The organism is Allobosea sp. GW822-FHT03F07 (assembly GCF_058801345.1).
This window is the reverse complement of sequence record NZ_JBXAND010000016.1, coordinates 23,301-38,319: the sequence shown is the minus strand read 5'-3', so window position 1 is coordinate 38,319 and position 15,019 is coordinate 23,301. Positions and strand designations below refer to the sequence as shown.

Here is a 15,019-nt window from a genome sequence, read left to right as displayed (position 1 = left end):
TGAAGGAGGAACGCCATGACCATTCTGAAAACGCTCGGCCTTGCGTTGCCGGCCGCGATGCTCGCGACCGGGGCATTCGCGGACGGCGAGACCATCGCCGTGTTCACCAAGAACCACACCAACCCGTTCTTCCAGACGGTGCGGGTCGGGGCCGACGCCGCCGCCAAGGCGCTGGGAGCCAAGACGGTCCACTACATCCCGACCAAGCCGGACTCGATCCCCGAGCAGCTGAGCCAGATCGAGGACGTCGCGGTGAAGAAGCCCAACGGCATCGTCTTCGTGCCCGTCGACTACAAGGCGATGGTGCCGGGCGTCGAACGGATCAACGAGGCGAAGATCCCGGCCGTGAACGTCACCGACCGGAGCGTGGGCGGCAAGTTCCTCGGCTTCGTCGGCGCCGACGACTACAGCCTCGGCCTGGAGACCGGCCGCTACCTGCTCAAGGCGATCGGCGGGAAGGGCAACGTCGTCATCATCGAGGGCGTGAAGGGCTCGCTCACGAACGTCGATCGCGTGCGGGGCTTCAACGACGCGATCAAGGAGAACAAGGACGTCAAGTTGCTGGCGAGCCAGCCGGCAAACTACCAGCGTCTCCAGGCGCTCCAGGTGATGGAGAACCTGATGCAGTCGCACGCCAAGATCGATGGCGTGCTCGCCGCCAACGACGCCATGGCCGTCGGCGTGATCGAGGCGCTCGACGGCGCCAACAGGAAGGCGCAGATCGTCGGCATCAACGGCACGAAGGAGGCGATCGACGCCATCAAGGCCGGCAAGCTCCTGGCGTCCGGCGACTACAACGGCTTCCTCCAAGGCTGCATCGGCACCATGATCGTCATCCGGTCGCTTCGAAAGGAACCGATCGTCGGCGAAGTCGTGCTGAAGCCGACCGTCATCGACAAGAGCAACTACCAGCCATACGACACGCCGCTCGAAGGTCGCGCCTGCCCGAAATGGGACGAGGCCGCCGCTCTCGCGACCAAGACCAACTGAACCGGGGCGCGGCAGCCGGACAACAAGCCGGCCGCCGAACGCCGCACGCGCGACTGTCCTGAACACTGGGGAGACCGATGCTGTTCGCGATCCATGCCCTCGACCGCCCGGGGGGCCTCCAAACGCGGCTTGGCCACTACGACGCCCACAAGGCCTTCCTCGCGGACACGTCCCGCTTCGGCGTCTCGATCGTGATGTCGGGTCCCTTGGTGGGCGACGACGGCGCGACGATGATTGGCAGCCTCTTCCTAGTGGAGGCGCCGGACCGCTCGGCGGCCGAACGCTTCCACGAGGCCGACCCGTTCTTCAAGGCCGGGATCTGGCAGCCGGCCGCGATAACCGGATTCCTGCGCCGCCAGGGCTAAGACCCTTGGGTGCCGAACGAGCCGACGCACGCAGCGCGAAGCTGCAAAATCGAGAAGGATGGACCATTGAAGATCATCGGCATCTCCGGCAGCCTGCGCGCCGGTTCCTATAACAGTTCCGCGCTGCGTGCCGCGATCGAACTCGCCCCGTCGGGCGTCGCGATCGAGACGGCCGAGATCGGCGACCTGCCTCTGTATAACGACGACGTGCGCGTCGCAGGTTATCCTAGCCAGGTGCAGCGGTTTCGGGACCAGCTCGCCGCGGCCGACGCGATCCTGTTCGTGACGCCCGAATACAACTACTCCATCCCGGGCGTCCTGAAGAACGCCATCGACTGGGCCTCGCGCCCGCCGAGCCAGCCCTTCGACGGCAAGCCGGTCGGCATCATGGGCGCGAGCGGGGGCGTGCTCGGTACCGCGCGGGCGCAGTACCAGCTGCGGCAAATGCTCGTCTTCCTCAACGCGTTCCCTCTTAACAAGCCGGAAGTCATGATCGGCCAGGCGTCGAGCAAGTTCGACGAGAGCGGCCACCTCACCGACGAGCCGACGCGGGATTTCGTGCGCCAGCTCCTGGAGGCGCTTCGCGACTGGCGAGAGCGGCTGAGCTAGGCCTGCTCGGCTTCGGCCGACGTCACAAAACGATCGCCGCGCGGCCCCGTCGGGACGCCGCGCGGCCATGCATGCGGTAGCCCGACGAGAACCCGCAGGAATGGGTTAGGGAAATGAGCGAAGCTTTCATCTGTGCTTATGTCCGCACGCCGATCGGCCGCTTCGGCGGCTCCCTGTCGTCGGTGCGCGCGGACGATCTCGGGGCGGTGCCGCTGAAGGCGCTGCTGGAGCGGCATGCCCGGCTCGACCCGGCGGCGATCGAAGAGGTGATCTTCGGCTGCGCGAACCAGGCCGGCGAGGACAACCGCAACGTCGCGCGCATGTCGCTTTTGCTCGCCGGCCTGCCCAAGGAGGTTCCCGGCACGACGATCAATCGCCTGTGCGGCTCAGGGATGGATGCGGTCATCACTGCCGCCCGCGCGATCCGGGCGGGCGAAGCCGAGTTGATGCTCGCCGGCGGTGTCGAGAGCATGTCGCGCGCGCCCTTCGTGCTGCCGAAAGCCGACAGCGCCTTCTCGCGCCATGCCGAGATCCACGACACCACCATCGGCTGGCGCTTCATCAACCCTCTGATGAAGCAGCAATACGGCGTCGATTCCATGCCGGAGACTGGCGAGAACGTCGCGGCCGATTGCGGGATCAGCCGCGCCGATCAGGATGCTTTCGCAGTGCGCTCGCAGCTCAAGGCCGTCGCCGCCCAGCAGAACGGCCGCCTGGCGCAGGAAATCGTTCCGGTCGTGATCCCGCAGCGCAAGGGCGATCCCGTCCGCGTCGAAGTCGACGAGCATCCGCGCGGCGACACCACGCTGGACAAGCTCGCCAAGCTGCCGACGCCCTTCCGCAAGGAGGGTGGCACCGTCACCGCCGGCAATGCGTCGGGCGTCAATGACGGCGCCGCGGCCCTGGTCGTGGCTTCGGAGAAGGCGGTGGCGCGATATGGGCTGAAGCCGCTGGCGCGCGTCCTCGGCGGTGCCGCCGCAGGCGTCGCGCCGCGCGTGATGGGGCTCGGCCCCGTTCCTGCGACCCGCCGGCTCTGTGAGAGGCTCGGCCTGAAGCCGAGCGCTTTCGACGTGGTCGAGCTGAACGAGGCCTTCGCCAGCCAGGGCATCGCCGTGCTGCGCGAGCTGGGCATCCCAGAGGACGGCGCGCATGTGAACCCGAACGGCGGCGCGATCGCGCTCGGCCACCCTCTTGGCATGTCGGGCGCCCGCATCGCCGGCACCGCGGCGCTCGAGCTGTCGCTGAGCGGCAAGCGCCGTGCGCTCGCCACCATGTGCATCGGCGTCGGCCAGGGCATCGCCATCGCTCTCGAACGCGTTTGAGGCAACAGCCGGAATCCGGAACAGCGCCAAGCAATTCAAGGATACAAGAAGCGAGGGATGGATGACGAACAAGATCTATGACGGCCCGAAGGCAGCCCTCGATGGGCTGTTGTTCGACGGGATGACGATCATGTCCGGCGGCTTCGGCCTCTCGGGCAATCCCGAGAGCCTGATCCCGCAGATCCGCGATTCCGGGGTGAAGGACCTGACGGTGATCTCGAACAATGCCGGGGCCGACGGCTTCGGCCTTTGGATGCTGCTGCAGACAAGGCAGATCAGAAAGATGATCGCTTCTTACGTGGGCGAGAACAAGCTGTTCGAACAGCAATATCTCGCCGGCGAACTGGAACTCGAGCTCAATCCGCAGGGCACGCTCGCCGAGCGCATCCGCGCCGGCGGAGCGGGCATCCCGGCCTTCTATACGAAGACCGGCGTCGGCACCGTCGTCGCCGAGGGCAAGCCGGTCGAGGAATTCGAGGGCCAATCTTACGTCCGCGAGACCTGGCTCCGGGCCGACCTCGCCATCGTCAAGGCCTGGAAGGCCGATACCGCCGGCAATCTCGTCTATCGAAAGACCGCGCGGAACTTCAACCCGAACATGGCGACCGCCGGCAAGGTGACGGTGGCCGAGGTCGAGGAGATCGTGCCGGCGGGCACGCTCGACCCCGAGGCGATCCACACGCCGGGCATCTATGTCGACCGCGTCATCAAGAGCACGATCAACGAGAAGCGCATCGAGAAGCTGACCGAGCGCAAAAGGGAGACGGCATAATGGCCTGGACCCGCGAAGAGATGGCCGCACGCGCGGCCAAGGAGCTGAAGGACGGCTTCTACGTCAATCTCGGCATCGGCATCCCGACACTGGTGGCGAACTACATTCCCGACGGCGTGAACGTGACGCTGCAGTCGGAGAACGGCCTGCTCGGCATCGGCCCTTTCCCCTATGAGGGCGAGGCCGATCCCGACCTGATCAATGCCGGCAAGCAGACGGTCACGCTCCTGCCGAGCTCGAGCTTCTTCTCCTCGGCCGACTCGTTCGCGATGATCCGCGGCGGCCATATCGACCTGGCCATCCTTGGCGCCATGGAGGTGGCGGCGAACGGCGACATCGCCAACTGGACGATCCCCGGCAAGATGGTGAAGGGCATGGGCGGCGCGATGGATCTCGTCGCCGGCGTCAAGAAGATCATCGTCGTGATGGATCACGCCAACAAGGCGGGCGAGTCCAAGGTGCTGGAGCGCTGCACCTTGCCGCTGACCGGCGCCGGCGTGGTCGACCTGATCGTCTCCGATCTCTGCGTCATGGCCTGCGACAAGGCCAGGGGCGGCCTGACCCTGCTCGAACTCGCCCCCGGCGTGACGCTCGACGAGGTCAAGGCCAAGACGGCGGCGCCCTTCGCGGTTGCGCCGACCCTCGCCAAGGCTGCGTCAGCCAATTCCTTTTCGTAGCAGGTCGGCCACAACTGACGCGATGCTGGCGGTGTTGTCTTCATCGACCCAGTCGTTCAGGCACTCGGGCAGCAAACTCAGCTGCGAGCGGTCGGCTCGTTCAACGAAATGGGGCATCCGATCCCCCCGCATCGCGCTGGGAAAACACTACCTGACTCGCGCGTTTTTACACAGCCAGGGTCGACGCCGGCCGTGACGCGACTGCGCTGCGTGGATCCGCTTTCCGGCGCCGGCCGACTTCCGCTCCTGGCGGATGTCGTTGAAAAAGTCGCTGTTGCTGGGGGCATGAAGTCCTGATTCAGTTATCCTTGGTCGGAGGGCGGCGCGATGATGGGCGAGCGGCAGGTGGCGCAGGAGGCGCTGTTCTACGAGTTCAGCCTTGAGCGGCATGTGCCAGCCGGTCACTGGGTGCGCGCCATCGATCGCTTCGTTGATCTTTCGGATATCCGCGTGCATCTGCGACCGTTCTACAGCGAGATGGGGCGGCCCTCGATCGATCCGGAGCTGATGATCCGGATGCTGCTCATCGGCTACTGCTTTGGCATCCGCTCCGAGCGCCGCCTGTGCGAGGAAGTGCATCTGAACCTGGCATATCGCTGGTTTTGCCGGCTCGGGCTGGAAGGCGACGTCCCGGATCACTCGACCTTCTCGAAGAACCGGCATGGCCGCTTCCGCGAGAGCGACCTCCTGCGGGAGTTGTTCGAGACGACCGTCCGGCGCTGTATCGCGGAAGGCCTCGTGGGCGGGGAAGGCTTCGCGGTCGATGCCAGCCTGATCAAGGCCGACGCCAACAAGCAGCGTTCCACCGAGGGCTCGGAGGCGGTGGACTGGGACGATCTCGCCCGGACCCGGCGCTCGGTGCGCGAGTATCGGCGCGCAGCCCCCAGCAGTCAGCCTTTCGCGCGAAACTCCGCCGGTGCGAAGGTCGCGAGTTCCTGCAGTAGGAGCGGCCAGCTACGCAGCCCGAGCGCGATTGAGTCGAGGTGGAAGAATTCGTTGGGCGCGAGGCGTCCTCGTCTGGCAGGTTGCCCGCTATCGCAGGTCTGATTCTGGGCAATGAAGCGATGTCTGCAACTGGCGCTAACAAGCGCCAACAGCTGCGCAATTCGTTTGATCTAGCACCAGCGCGGCCGAGGTATCGGCTAGGCTGGCCCACCGAGTCCATGACACCAGCTCCCGCCGAGATGTGCGAGGTCCGGGGTCCGCTGCCGAGCGGAAACTCCGGCTGACGAACGCGTTCGATTAGTTCAAACGCTCGCCGCCACTATCCCTCAGTTCCCCGTCACCTCAGCGCGCTGCGCCAATAGCGCAAGCACCAATTGGCGGTCTGACACGTTCGCTCGAGATAACTCATGCTGCCTTCCTGCCAGGTATCCGACAGCCAGCATCAAAAAAAGTAAGATGCCTGACGAAAGGTCGATAATGGAAGCTTCCGCCGCAAGAGGAGACGACAACCGCCCACCCATCAGCAATCCCCCAGCGATGACGATGGTGGCTGCGGTCAGCACCACCATGTTGAGCCAAGAGATCCAAGTTGGCGAGGCAGCGGGGGCTCCCGCCGAAATGCTGCGTGAAGTACCGGGATTAAGCCTCTGCCCTGTATGTGACCTGGACGAAATACCAGCTTGTCCGCTCTCCTCCCCGCGGGGCCTTGCCTCAGTGGCACCCGCCGCGATCTCCTCGGCAAAGCGCTTGAAGAAGGCATCGGACAGCTTCCGCGCTGTCGAATCGATAAGGCGGCCGCCGAGCTGGGATAACTTTCCACCGATCTGCGCCGACACCGAATATCGCAGGATCGTCGCTGCCCCATCGGCGGTCAGGTGAACCTCGGCCGATCCCTTCGCAAAGCCCGCGACTCCTCCCTGGCCTTCACCGGTGATGCGGTACCCGTTCGGCGGATCGAGATCGGACAACGTCACCGCTCCCTGAAACTTTGCCGACACCGGGCCGACCTTGATGACGGCCACGGCGGTCATCTCCGTATCGGAGTGCTTCTCGAGTGTCTGGCACCCGGGAATGCATTTCCGAAGAATGTCGGAGTCGTTCAGTGCGGCCCAGACCACGTCGCGCGACGCTTCGATGCGCTGCTCACCGGACATGTCCATCGCGTTTACTCCCAGTGTTTCAGTTGGGTTGGCCGATGCCGCCGAGGCAGACGTATTTGATCTCGAGATAGTCCTCGATGCCGTATTTCGAGCCCTCGCGACCTAGTCCCGAAGATTTGACGCCGCCGAAGGGAGCGACTTCGGTGGAGATAAGGCCTTCGTTGGCCCCGACGATGCCAGCTTCCAGCGCATCCGCCACACGCATCACGCGGCCGATGTCGCGGCTGTAGAAGTACGCGGCCAGGCCGAACTCGCTGTCATTCGCCATGGCGATCGCCTCCGCCTCGGTCTCGAACCGGATCAGGGGGGCGAGCGGTCCGAAAGTCTCCTCCTGGAAGGCAAGAGCAGAGCGGGGAACGTCGGCGAGCACCGTCGGTTCGAAGAAGTTTCCGCCGAGCTGATGGCGCTTCCCACCGGCCACGACCCGCGCGCCCTTGGCCAACGCGTCGCAGACATGCTCCTCGACCTTGTCGACGGCGGCGGCGTTGATGAGCGGCCCCTGGGTCACGCCTTCGTTCATGCCGTCGCCGACCCTGAGCTGTCCGACGGCCTTTGCAAGCTTCTCCGCGAAGCGATCATAGACCCCGGCCTGGACCAGGAAACGGTTCGCGCAGACGCATGTCTGGCCGGTGTTGCGATATTTCGAGGCCATCGCGCCTTTCACCGCCTCGTCGAGATCGGCGTCATCGAAGACGATGAACGGGGCATTGCCGCCCAGCTCCATGCTCGTCTTCTTTACCGTCGGAGCGCATTGCGACAGCAGGAGCGAGCCCACCCGCGTCGATCCGGTAAAGGAGAGCTTCCGGACGAGCGGGTTCTCGCAGAGCTCCTTGCCACACTCGGAAGACGGGCCGGTCACGATGTTGCAGACTCCGGGAGGCAGGCCGGCGCGCTCTGCCAGCACACCGAGAGCCAGTGCCGAGAAAGGAGTCTCGCTCGCCGGACGGATGACGCCAGCGCAACCCGCAGCCCACCCGGGGCCAGCTTTGCGGGTGATCATTGCCGCCGGAAAATTCCACGGCGTGATCGCCGCGAAAACGCCGATCGGCTCCTTTTGAACGATGATGCGACGCCCATTGACGGGCGCGGGTATCGTATCGCCGTAAACCCGCTTCGCTTCCTCGCCGAACCATTCGATGAATGAAGCGGCATAGGCGATTTCGCCTTTTGCCTCGGCGAACGGCTTGCCCTGCTCCGCAGTCATGATGCGCGCCAGATCGTCCTGGTTCTCCATCATGAGATCGAACAGCCGGCGCAAGATCGCAGCTCTTTCCTTGCCGGTCTTGGCGCGCCAGGCCGGTTGGGCCTTGTGCGCGGCCGCAATCGCCTTCGCGATCTCCACCCGGCGGAGCGACGGTACATAACCGATGACCTGCCCTGTCGCGGGATTGGTCACCGCGATCACGTCTCGGCCTACCGTTCCGATCCATTCCCCACCCACGAGGTTCGCCTCGAGGAATAGGCCGGGATCCGAGAGGGTTTCCCGCAGATTTCTGCTTAGCGTCACCTTCATTGTACGTCCTCCTGTCGCGCTGCGTTCAGCCTGGCTTTCTGGCCGCCTCAGCGTCGGATGCCTTGACACGCCTTAACACAGTCTAATAATGCAAGTCACTAGGAGGAAACAATGGTGGACCAAGAAACCACTGCCCCCGGCCCGGCGGCCGATCGCCCCATCCGCGGGCGCCGCCAGGACTATCTGCTGTCGCGCCCTATCCCCACACGGTGGATGGATAATGACGTCTATGGTCACGTGAACAACGTCGTTTACTACGCGTTCTTCGATACCGCCGTGAACGCGGCGCTGATCGAGCGCGGCCTGCTGGACCCCGCTTCGAGCGATGTGATCGGCCTCGTGGTCGAGACCGGATGTCGCTATCACGCCTCCCTCTCATTCCCGGAAGAGGTCACCGCGATGCTGCGTGTGGCCCATCTCGGCCGCTCCAGCGTCCGTTACGAGGTGGGACTCTTTGGGCAAGACGAGGATCTCGCCGCGGCCGAGGGGCATTTCGTCCATGTCTATGTCGACAGCCGAACCCGACGCCCGACCGCACTGCCCGTGTCGCTCCGCGGCTTCCTCGAAACCCTCCGGACTGAACGCGCATGACCGATATCGACGGCATCGATGTGACCCGTGACGGCGCAATTGCGACGGTCACACTCAATCGCCCTGCTCGGAAGAACGCCGTCACCTTCGCGATGTGGCAGGCGCTCGCCGACCTCTTCGCCGCGTTCGGGCGAGACGAGACCCTGCGGGGCGTTGTCCTCACCGGCGCAGGCTCGACCTTCTCGGCCGGCGCCGACATCGGCGACTTCGAGCAGACCCGGGCCTCGACAGAGCAAGGAATTGCCTATGAAGTCGCGGTCGATGCAGCTTGTGACGCCATCGCCGCCCTCGGGCGTCCGGTCGTCGCCTCCATTCAAGGCCACTGCTATGGCGGTGCCTGCAATCTCGCCATGGCGTGCGATTTCCGCATCATTTCCGCCGACGCTCGGATGGCGATCCCTGCCGCCAAGCTCTCGATCGTCTATGGCGTGAAGGGCACGGGTCGACTGCTAGCGTTGGTCGGTCTAGCGGAAGCAAAGCGCATCTTCTTCTCGGCGCAACCCTTCAACGCCGCGCACGCCCTGCGGGTCGGCTTTGCGCAAGGTATCGCCGAGGACCCGCTTGCAGGCGCAAAGACGCTTCTCGATGGCTTCTCGGATTTGGCTCCTCTCTCGATCGCCGGCGCCAAGGCGATTCTGAACGGCCTCGCCATGACGGATCAGTCGTTCGACGCTGGGGGCGCCGACGCACACATCCTGAGGGCCCTGAACAGTGCCGACTATGCGGAAGGGCGCGCGGCCTTTGCGCAGAAGCGCGCGCCGCGCTTCCAGGGGCGCTGACATGAAGCCTGCCGCATTCGACTATGTCAGGGCCGAAAGTGTCGCGCATGCGGCCGAAGTCCTTGCTGGCGCAGGCGGTGACGGCAAGGTGATCGCCGGTGGGCAGAGCCTGATGCCGATGATGAACTTCCGGCTCGTCAAGCCGTCGGTGCTCGTGGACATCAACGCGATTGCCGGGCTCGACCAGGTGCAACTGGATGGCGCCCGCCTTCGCATCGGAGCACTTGTCCGGCATTTCATGACGGCGCGCGACACCGTCATCGCGCACCATGCCCCCATCGTCACGGAAGCGATGAAGCATGTCGCGCATCTAACGGTCCGCAATCGAGGCACGTTCTGCGGCAGCGTCTGCCATGCCGATCCGGCCGCCGAGATGCCGATGATGACCGTACTGCTCGACGGGCAAATCCATGCCGTCTCGGCTCGAGGAACGCGGATCATCCCGATTGACGAGTTCCTCGCCGGCTCGCTTGTGACGTCACTGGAACCCGATGAGGTCGTTGTAGCGATCGATCTTGCGACCACGCCTCGGGACATGGGGTACGGATTCCACGAATTCGCCAGGCGCCATGGCGATTATGCGCTGGCAGCCGTGTCTGTCTTGATGAGGCGAGAAGCGGGAAAGGCCTGCGACGTCCGCATTGCGGTGATGGGCGTGGGCGAGATGCCAAGCCGCATTCCGGCTGCTGAAGAAGTCCTGGAGGGCAACGAACTCTCCGACCACGCGCTTTCCCGCACCGTCGAGAGCTTGCGTGCTTCGATATCACCGAACTCAGATCTAAACGCTTCCGGCGAATACCGACGCCATCTGGCCGGTGCCCTCGCCGCGCGCGCGATCCGAGATGCCTGGTCGCGCGCCAGGGAGGCGGTGCCCGCATGACGACCGCCAAGCGCGAGATCACCCTTACCGTCAACGGGTTGCAGCATGCCGTATCGGTCGAGCCACGCCTGCTTCTGAGCGACATGCTTCGCCACGAACTCGGGCTGACGGGAACCCATGTCGGCTGCGAGCATGGCGTCTGCGGTGCCTGCACGGTCCTGCTGAACGGGCGCAGCGCGCGCTCCTGCCTGACGCTCGCCATCCAGGCAGACGGCGCCGAGATCGAGACGGTGGAGGGCCAAGGCACGGCCGAGACCCTCGGACGGATCCAGCAGGCGTTCCGCGATCATCATGGCCTGCAATGCGGCTTCTGCACGCCGGGCTTCATCATGACCATCACTGACATCCTGCGGAATCACGAGCTGTCCGGCGACGACGAGATCCGTGAGGCGCTGTCCGGAAACATCTGCCGGTGCACCGGCTACGAGCACATCGTCGATGCCGTGCGCGAACTCGTCCGAGAACAGAGGGCCAGGCCATGAAGCTGCACTTTCTCTCAGGCGGGCGGCTGCGCATGCGCCGCTCGATCTATCAGCCGGGAGCCGCCAAGGAGGAGACGATCGAACTGCCGGTGTCCTGTGCGCTGATCCGTCATCCGAAGGGCAACGTGCTGTTCGACACAGGCTGCAGTCCAGATGCGGCGACCGACCCTGACGGGCGCTGGGGCGGGTTGGCCCGCGTCATGACCCCGATCTTCGGCCAGCACGACACCGTGGTGCCGCACCTCGCCGGCCTGGGGCTCCAGCCAGCCGACATCGACATCGTCGTGTGCTCCCACCTTCACCCTGATCACTGCGGCTGCAACGAAGCCTTCCGTCACGCGAAGATTATGTGCCACGCCGTCGAACTTGAGACGGCCAAAGCCGAGGGAGCGACAAACCAAGGCTATCTCCCGAGGGAATGGGATCAGCCGAACGGCTACACCACCTTCGATCAGCAGCATGACCTGTTTGGCGACGGCCGGATCGTCCTTATCCCTCTTCCCGGACACACGCCGGGAATGACGGGCGCCCTCGTTCAGCTCGACCGGGACGGCCGTTTCCTTTTGGCCGCGGATGCGGCGCCAATGCGCTCGTCTCTCGACGGGATCCTGCCGAGGAACAATTGGAACCAGGAGCTCGCGGCCGCCTCCATCGCCGAAATCAAGCGTCTGGAAGCTGAAGGCGCCACCGTGATCTTCGGTCACGACGACGCACAGTGGGCTTCACTGCGCAAAGGCGGGGACTTCTACGAATGAGCCAGGTCGACGCCTCCGAGCTGCGGCCCAAGCTCGTAGGCGCACGCGTCAAGCGGACCGAGGACCCGCGCTTGCTGTCCGGAAACGGGCGTTATGTCGATGACATCGCGCCCAAGGGCACGCTGCATGTTGCACTGCGACGCAGCGACCAGCCCCACGCCGCCATCCGGTCGATCGATCTTAGCGCCGTGTTCGACGTCCCCGGCATCGTCGCGGTCTATGACGCGACTGACCTTGAAGCCGACCTGTTGCCGGCGATCCCCGCCTCCAAGATGAAGAACTACTACGCGACGCCGATCTGGCCGTTAGCGCGTGGAAAGGTTCGCTATGTCGGGGAGCCTGTCGTCGCCGTCGTGGCGGAGAGCCGTTATGCGGCGGAGGATGCTCTCGAACGCATTGCGATCAACTACGATCCCTTGCCTTTCGCGATCCGGCAGGTCGACGCCGTCGCGCCGGGTGCGCCCCTGCTCCACGAGGAAGCAGGGACCAACGTCATCATCTCCCGCGAGTTCCAGCGCGGCGAGGTCGACGAGGTCTTTGCGCAGGCGCCCATCACGGTCCGCGCACGCTTCCGGATGACGCGAAAGACCGCGATGGCGATGGAGACGCGCTCCTATCTCGCCGAATGGGATCGTCGCAAAAGCGCGCTGACCCTGCACTCTTCGACCAACATCCCGGGCATCATCCGGGACGTTCTGTCAGGCTGCCTCGATCTGCCGGGCAACCGCATGCGCGTCGTCGCTCCGGACGTCGGCGGCAGCTTCGGCGGCAAGGGCTCGCTCTATCACGAGGAGCTTCTGGTCTGCGTTCTGGCGCGCAAGCTCGACAGACCGGTCAAGTTCGTTAGCGACCGGCTGGAAGACCTGACGGCGACGAGCCAGGCCTTCGACGAATTGATGGATGCCGAACTCGCCGTCGACGAGGAAGGTCGCCTGCTGGGGCTGCGAGCCGACGTGATCGGCGATATCGGCGCCTATTCGATCTACCCGTGGACGGGCGCGCTCGAACCGGTCCAGGTCGTCAGCTTCCTGCCTGGGCCTTATCGCATGGCGGCCTATCGCGGGCGTATCCGAGGCGTCTTGACCCCGAAGCCTCCGACCGGACCCTATCGTGGTGTCGGCCGCCCGGCCTCGACCTTTGCGATGGAGCGGCTGGTCGACATGGCTGCGCGCAAGCTGGGGCTCGACCCGGCCGAGATACGACGGCGCAATCTCGTCAATGCCGAGGAGTTCCCCTACCGCACGGGTTCCGGGATCATCTGGGACCGCTCGGCCTTTCAGGAATGCCTGCAGGCGGCCTGCGACCACGTCGACTACCAGGCATTGCTGCGCGAGCGCGACGCGGCCCGCGATCAGGGACGGTGGGTCGGCATCGGCCTCGCGAGCTACGCGGAATTGACCGGCATCGGCTCGCGTATCGCCGTCGCCCCCGGCATGCCGATCAACACCGGTGTCGAGACGGCGAAGATCACGATCGACGCCACAGGCGCAATCACCGCCGATTTCGGCATCTCCTCCCACGGTCAAGGGCTCGAAACGACGCTGGCCCAGGTCATTGCCGACGAACTCGGCTGCCGCATGGAGGATATCGAAGTCCGCCACGGCGATTCCGCACTCGTTCCGATGGGCACGGGAACCTATGCCAGCCGCTCGGCCGTGCTCGCCGGCGGCGCCGCGACGAAATCCTCGCATGTCGTCAAGGCGAAGGTGCTCAAGGCAGCCGCGCACCTGATGGAGGTTTCCGTCGAGGACCTCGAGGCATCGCAGGGCATTGTGAGGTCCCGCTCTTCTAACCGATCGCTTACCTTCAAGGAGATCGCCCATGCTGTTTACGCCCAGATGGGCCGCATTCCGCATGATCAGCGCGAGGATCTCGTCGCGACGGAGAGCTACGACCCCTATTTCGGCACCGCCTGCTCCTCGACCCACCTCGCCATGGTCGAGGTCGACCCGGAGACCTACGGCGTCACGGTCAAGCGCTTCGTCGTCGCCGAGGATTGCGGCCGGATCATCAACCCGATGATCGTCGACGGGCAGGTGCAAGGCGCCGTCGCACAGGGCATCGGCGCGGCGCTGCTCGAAGAGGTCGTCCATGACGACGACGGGCAGTGCATCAGCGCAAGCCTCGCCGACTACCTCGTCCCCATCGCATCCGTCATTCCGCCGATCGGCATCGTCCATGTCGAGGCCGAACTGCCCGGCACGATCGGCGGTTTCCGCGGCATGGGCGAAGGCGGAACCATCGGTGCGCCAGCCGCCATCGCCAACGCCGTCTCCGATGCCTTGTCCCCGCTCGGTATCGAAATCGACACGCTGCCCGTCACGCCCGACCGGATCTTCCGGCTGGTCGAGGCTGCACGGGCGAAGAACTCCAAGGAAAGGACCACGACATGAACCTCTCTCTCGCCGGCAAGGCCGCGCTCGTGACCGGCGCTGGCCGAGACGTCGGCAAAGCGATCGCGCTCGAGCTCGCGGCGCAGGGTGCCGCCGTCGCCATCAACTACCAATCAAGCGCGGAGGCCGCCGAGAAGGTCGCTGCCGAGATCAACGCGGCCGGCGGCAAGGCGATCGCCTGCAAGGCCGATATCGCCGACTTCGCCGACACCAAGGCGATGGTCGATAGGGTCGTAACCGACTTCGGCAGCATCGACATCGTCGTCAACAACGCCGGCATCGCCCAGCGCGCCCGCTTCCTCGAGACCACACCGGAGCAGTGGAAACGCCATATCGATGTCGGCTTGCTCGGCACGGTCAACACCTCGCAGGCCGCCTTGCCCCATATGGTCCAGGCCGGCAAGGGCGGTCGCATCATCTCGCTCGGCGGCGACTCCTCCCGTGTCGGCGAGGCCAACCTCTCGATGGCCGCAGCTTCGCGCGCCGGCACGATCGCGCTGATCAAGTCGCTCGCGCGCGAATTCGGTCGCTACGACGTGACCTGCAACGCAGTGACGCTGGGCATGATCCAGTCCGCCCATTCGGACCCGGCCTGGCTGGCCGAGAATCTGCCCAAGATGGTCAAGAACTACCCGCTGAAGCGCATCGGCCAGCCAGCCGATGTAGCGCCGATGGTGGCGTTCCTCGCTTCGGCCGATGCCGCCTGGATCACCGGCCAGACTATCAGCGTCAACGGCGGCTTCGCGATGCTCTGACGCATCGCCTGGCCAGAAAACACGTCCTGGG

Annotated in this window: 15 protein-coding genes and 1 pseudogene; 14 read left to right on the top strand and 2 right to left on the bottom strand. The window is 65.1% G+C overall.

Features of this window, described 5'->3' with window-relative positions; all coding sequences use genetic code 11:
- Positions 1 to 15 precede the first annotated feature (15 nt).
- The 7 genes and pseudogenes from AC1RMY_RS25075 to AC1RMY_RS25045 form a co-directional block, all read left to right on the top strand.
- Positions 16 to 990 (top strand): sugar ABC transporter substrate-binding protein, encoded by a 975-nt coding sequence (locus AC1RMY_RS25075; protein ID WP_492869248.1) that lies wholly within the window; start codon positions 16 to 18, stop codon positions 988 to 990.
- Between the two features lie 77 nt (positions 991 to 1,067).
- Positions 1,068 to 1,355: a YciI family protein gene (locus tag AC1RMY_RS25070; RefSeq protein ID WP_492869246.1), complete on the top strand. Its 288-nt coding sequence runs from the start codon at positions 1,068 to 1,070 to the stop codon at positions 1,353 to 1,355.
- A gap of 66 nt (positions 1,356 to 1,421) precedes the next feature.
- On the top strand, positions 1,422 to 1,964 hold the full coding sequence (locus AC1RMY_RS25065) for an NADPH-dependent FMN reductase (protein ID WP_492869244.1): 543 nt from the start codon (positions 1,422 to 1,424) through the stop codon (positions 1,962 to 1,964).
- Between the two features lie 113 nt (positions 1,965 to 2,077).
- Positions 2,078 to 3,286 (top strand): 3-oxoadipyl-CoA thiolase, encoded by a 1,209-nt coding sequence (gene pcaF / locus AC1RMY_RS25060; protein WP_492869243.1) that lies wholly within the window; start codon positions 2,078 to 2,080, stop codon positions 3,284 to 3,286.
- 61 nt (positions 3,287 to 3,347) lie between these two features.
- Positions 3,348 to 4,058 (top strand): CoA transferase subunit A, encoded by a 711-nt coding sequence (locus AC1RMY_RS25055; protein WP_492869242.1) that lies wholly within the window; start codon positions 3,348 to 3,350, stop codon positions 4,056 to 4,058.
- Positions 4,058 to 4,735: a 3-oxoacid CoA-transferase subunit B gene (locus AC1RMY_RS25050; protein ID WP_492869240.1), complete on the top strand. Its 678-nt coding sequence runs from the start codon at positions 4,058 to 4,060 to the stop codon at positions 4,733 to 4,735. Before AC1RMY_RS25055 ends, AC1RMY_RS25050 begins: the two co-directional genes overlap by 1 nt.
- 327 nt (positions 4,736 to 5,062) lie before the next feature.
- Positions 5,063 to 5,605, top strand: a pseudogene (locus tag AC1RMY_RS25045) (transposase); the annotation flags it as partial.
- Between the two features lie 401 nt (positions 5,606 to 6,006).
- Here the strand turns inward: AC1RMY_RS25045 and AC1RMY_RS25040 are convergent.
- Both AC1RMY_RS25040 and AC1RMY_RS25035 read right to left on the bottom strand, forming a co-directional pair.
- Complete coding sequence (locus AC1RMY_RS25040) at positions 6,007 to 6,840, bottom strand: SRPBCC family protein (RefSeq protein WP_492869238.1); 834 nt, start codon at positions 6,838 to 6,840, stop codon at positions 6,007 to 6,009.
- A gap of 19 nt (positions 6,841 to 6,859) precedes the next feature.
- A complete protein-coding gene (locus AC1RMY_RS25035) occupies positions 6,860 to 8,353 on the bottom strand; it encodes an NAD-dependent succinate-semialdehyde dehydrogenase (protein ID WP_492869237.1) in 1,494 nt (497 codons plus the stop codon).
- Positions 8,354 to 8,464: 111 nt separating this feature from the next.
- Here AC1RMY_RS25035 and AC1RMY_RS25030 point away from each other — a divergent pair, with 111 nt between their 5' ends.
- The 7 genes from AC1RMY_RS25030 to AC1RMY_RS25000 are packed head-to-tail and all read left to right on the top strand — an operon-like array spanning position 8,465 to position 14,988.
- A complete protein-coding gene (locus AC1RMY_RS25030; protein WP_492869236.1) occupies positions 8,465 to 8,944 on the top strand; it encodes an acyl-CoA thioesterase in 480 nt (159 codons plus the stop codon).
- Entirely contained in the window at positions 8,941 to 9,723 is a 783-nt protein-coding gene (locus AC1RMY_RS25025; RefSeq protein WP_492869234.1) for an enoyl-CoA hydratase-related protein, read from the top strand. The genes AC1RMY_RS25030 and AC1RMY_RS25025 overlap by 4 nt, the downstream gene beginning before the upstream one ends.
- Before the next feature lies 1 nt (position 9,724).
- On the top strand, positions 9,725 to 10,603 hold the full coding sequence (locus AC1RMY_RS25020) for an FAD binding domain-containing protein (protein ID WP_492869233.1): 879 nt from the start codon (positions 9,725 to 9,727) through the stop codon (positions 10,601 to 10,603).
- Complete coding sequence (locus tag AC1RMY_RS25015) at positions 10,600 to 11,085, top strand: (2Fe-2S)-binding protein (protein WP_492869232.1); 486 nt, start codon at positions 10,600 to 10,602, stop codon at positions 11,083 to 11,085. The genes AC1RMY_RS25020 and AC1RMY_RS25015 overlap by 4 nt, the downstream gene beginning before the upstream one ends.
- Positions 11,082 to 11,840, top strand: coding sequence for an N-acyl homoserine lactonase family protein (locus AC1RMY_RS25010; protein ID WP_492869231.1), 759 nt, complete (start codon positions 11,082 to 11,084; stop codon positions 11,838 to 11,840). The genes AC1RMY_RS25015 and AC1RMY_RS25010 overlap by 4 nt, the downstream gene beginning before the upstream one ends.
- The gene (locus AC1RMY_RS25005) at positions 11,837 to 14,233 is read left to right on the top strand and encodes a xanthine dehydrogenase family protein molybdopterin-binding subunit (protein ID WP_492869230.1); all 2,397 of its coding nucleotides are present in this window, start codon (positions 11,837 to 11,839) and stop codon (positions 14,231 to 14,233) included. The genes AC1RMY_RS25010 and AC1RMY_RS25005 overlap by 4 nt, the downstream gene beginning before the upstream one ends.
- A complete protein-coding gene (locus AC1RMY_RS25000) occupies positions 14,230 to 14,988 on the top strand; it encodes an SDR family oxidoreductase (RefSeq protein ID WP_492869229.1) in 759 nt (252 codons plus the stop codon). The genes AC1RMY_RS25005 and AC1RMY_RS25000 overlap by 4 nt, the downstream gene beginning before the upstream one ends.
- Positions 14,989 to 15,019: the final 31 nt, after the last annotated feature.

Coding starts and splice junctions, on each gene's coding strand:
- AC1RMY_RS25075 (WP_492869248.1), top strand. CDS start 16: ATGACCATTCTGAAAACGCTCGGCCTTGCGTTGCCGGCCGCGATGCTC.
- AC1RMY_RS25070 (WP_492869246.1), top strand. CDS start 1,068: ATGCTGTTCGCGATCCATGCCCTCGACCGCCCGGGGGGCCTCCAAACG.
- pcaF (WP_492869243.1), top strand. CDS start 2,078: ATGAGCGAAGCTTTCATCTGTGCTTATGTCCGCACGCCGATCGGCCGC.
- AC1RMY_RS25055 (WP_492869242.1), top strand. CDS start 3,348: ATGACGAACAAGATCTATGACGGCCCGAAGGCAGCCCTCGATGGGCTG.
- AC1RMY_RS25050 (WP_492869240.1), top strand. CDS start 4,058: ATGGCCTGGACCCGCGAAGAGATGGCCGCACGCGCGGCCAAGGAGCTG.
- AC1RMY_RS25040 (WP_492869238.1), bottom strand. CDS start 6,840: ATGGACATGTCCGGTGAGCAGCGCATCGAAGCGTCGCGCGACGTGGTC.
- AC1RMY_RS25035 (WP_492869237.1), bottom strand. CDS start 8,353: ATGAAGGTGACGCTAAGCAGAAATCTGCGGGAAACCCTCTCGGATCCC.
- AC1RMY_RS25030 (WP_492869236.1), top strand. CDS start 8,465: ATGGTGGACCAAGAAACCACTGCCCCCGGCCCGGCGGCCGATCGCCCC.
- AC1RMY_RS25025 (WP_492869234.1), top strand. CDS start 8,941: ATGACCGATATCGACGGCATCGATGTGACCCGTGACGGCGCAATTGCG.
- AC1RMY_RS25020 (WP_492869233.1), top strand. CDS start 9,725: ATGAAGCCTGCCGCATTCGACTATGTCAGGGCCGAAAGTGTCGCGCAT.
- AC1RMY_RS25015 (WP_492869232.1), top strand. CDS start 10,600: ATGACGACCGCCAAGCGCGAGATCACCCTTACCGTCAACGGGTTGCAG.
- AC1RMY_RS25010 (WP_492869231.1), top strand. CDS start 11,082: ATGAAGCTGCACTTTCTCTCAGGCGGGCGGCTGCGCATGCGCCGCTCG.
- AC1RMY_RS25005 (WP_492869230.1), top strand. CDS start 11,837: ATGAGCCAGGTCGACGCCTCCGAGCTGCGGCCCAAGCTCGTAGGCGCA.
- AC1RMY_RS25000 (WP_492869229.1), top strand. CDS start 14,230: ATGAACCTCTCTCTCGCCGGCAAGGCCGCGCTCGTGACCGGCGCTGGC.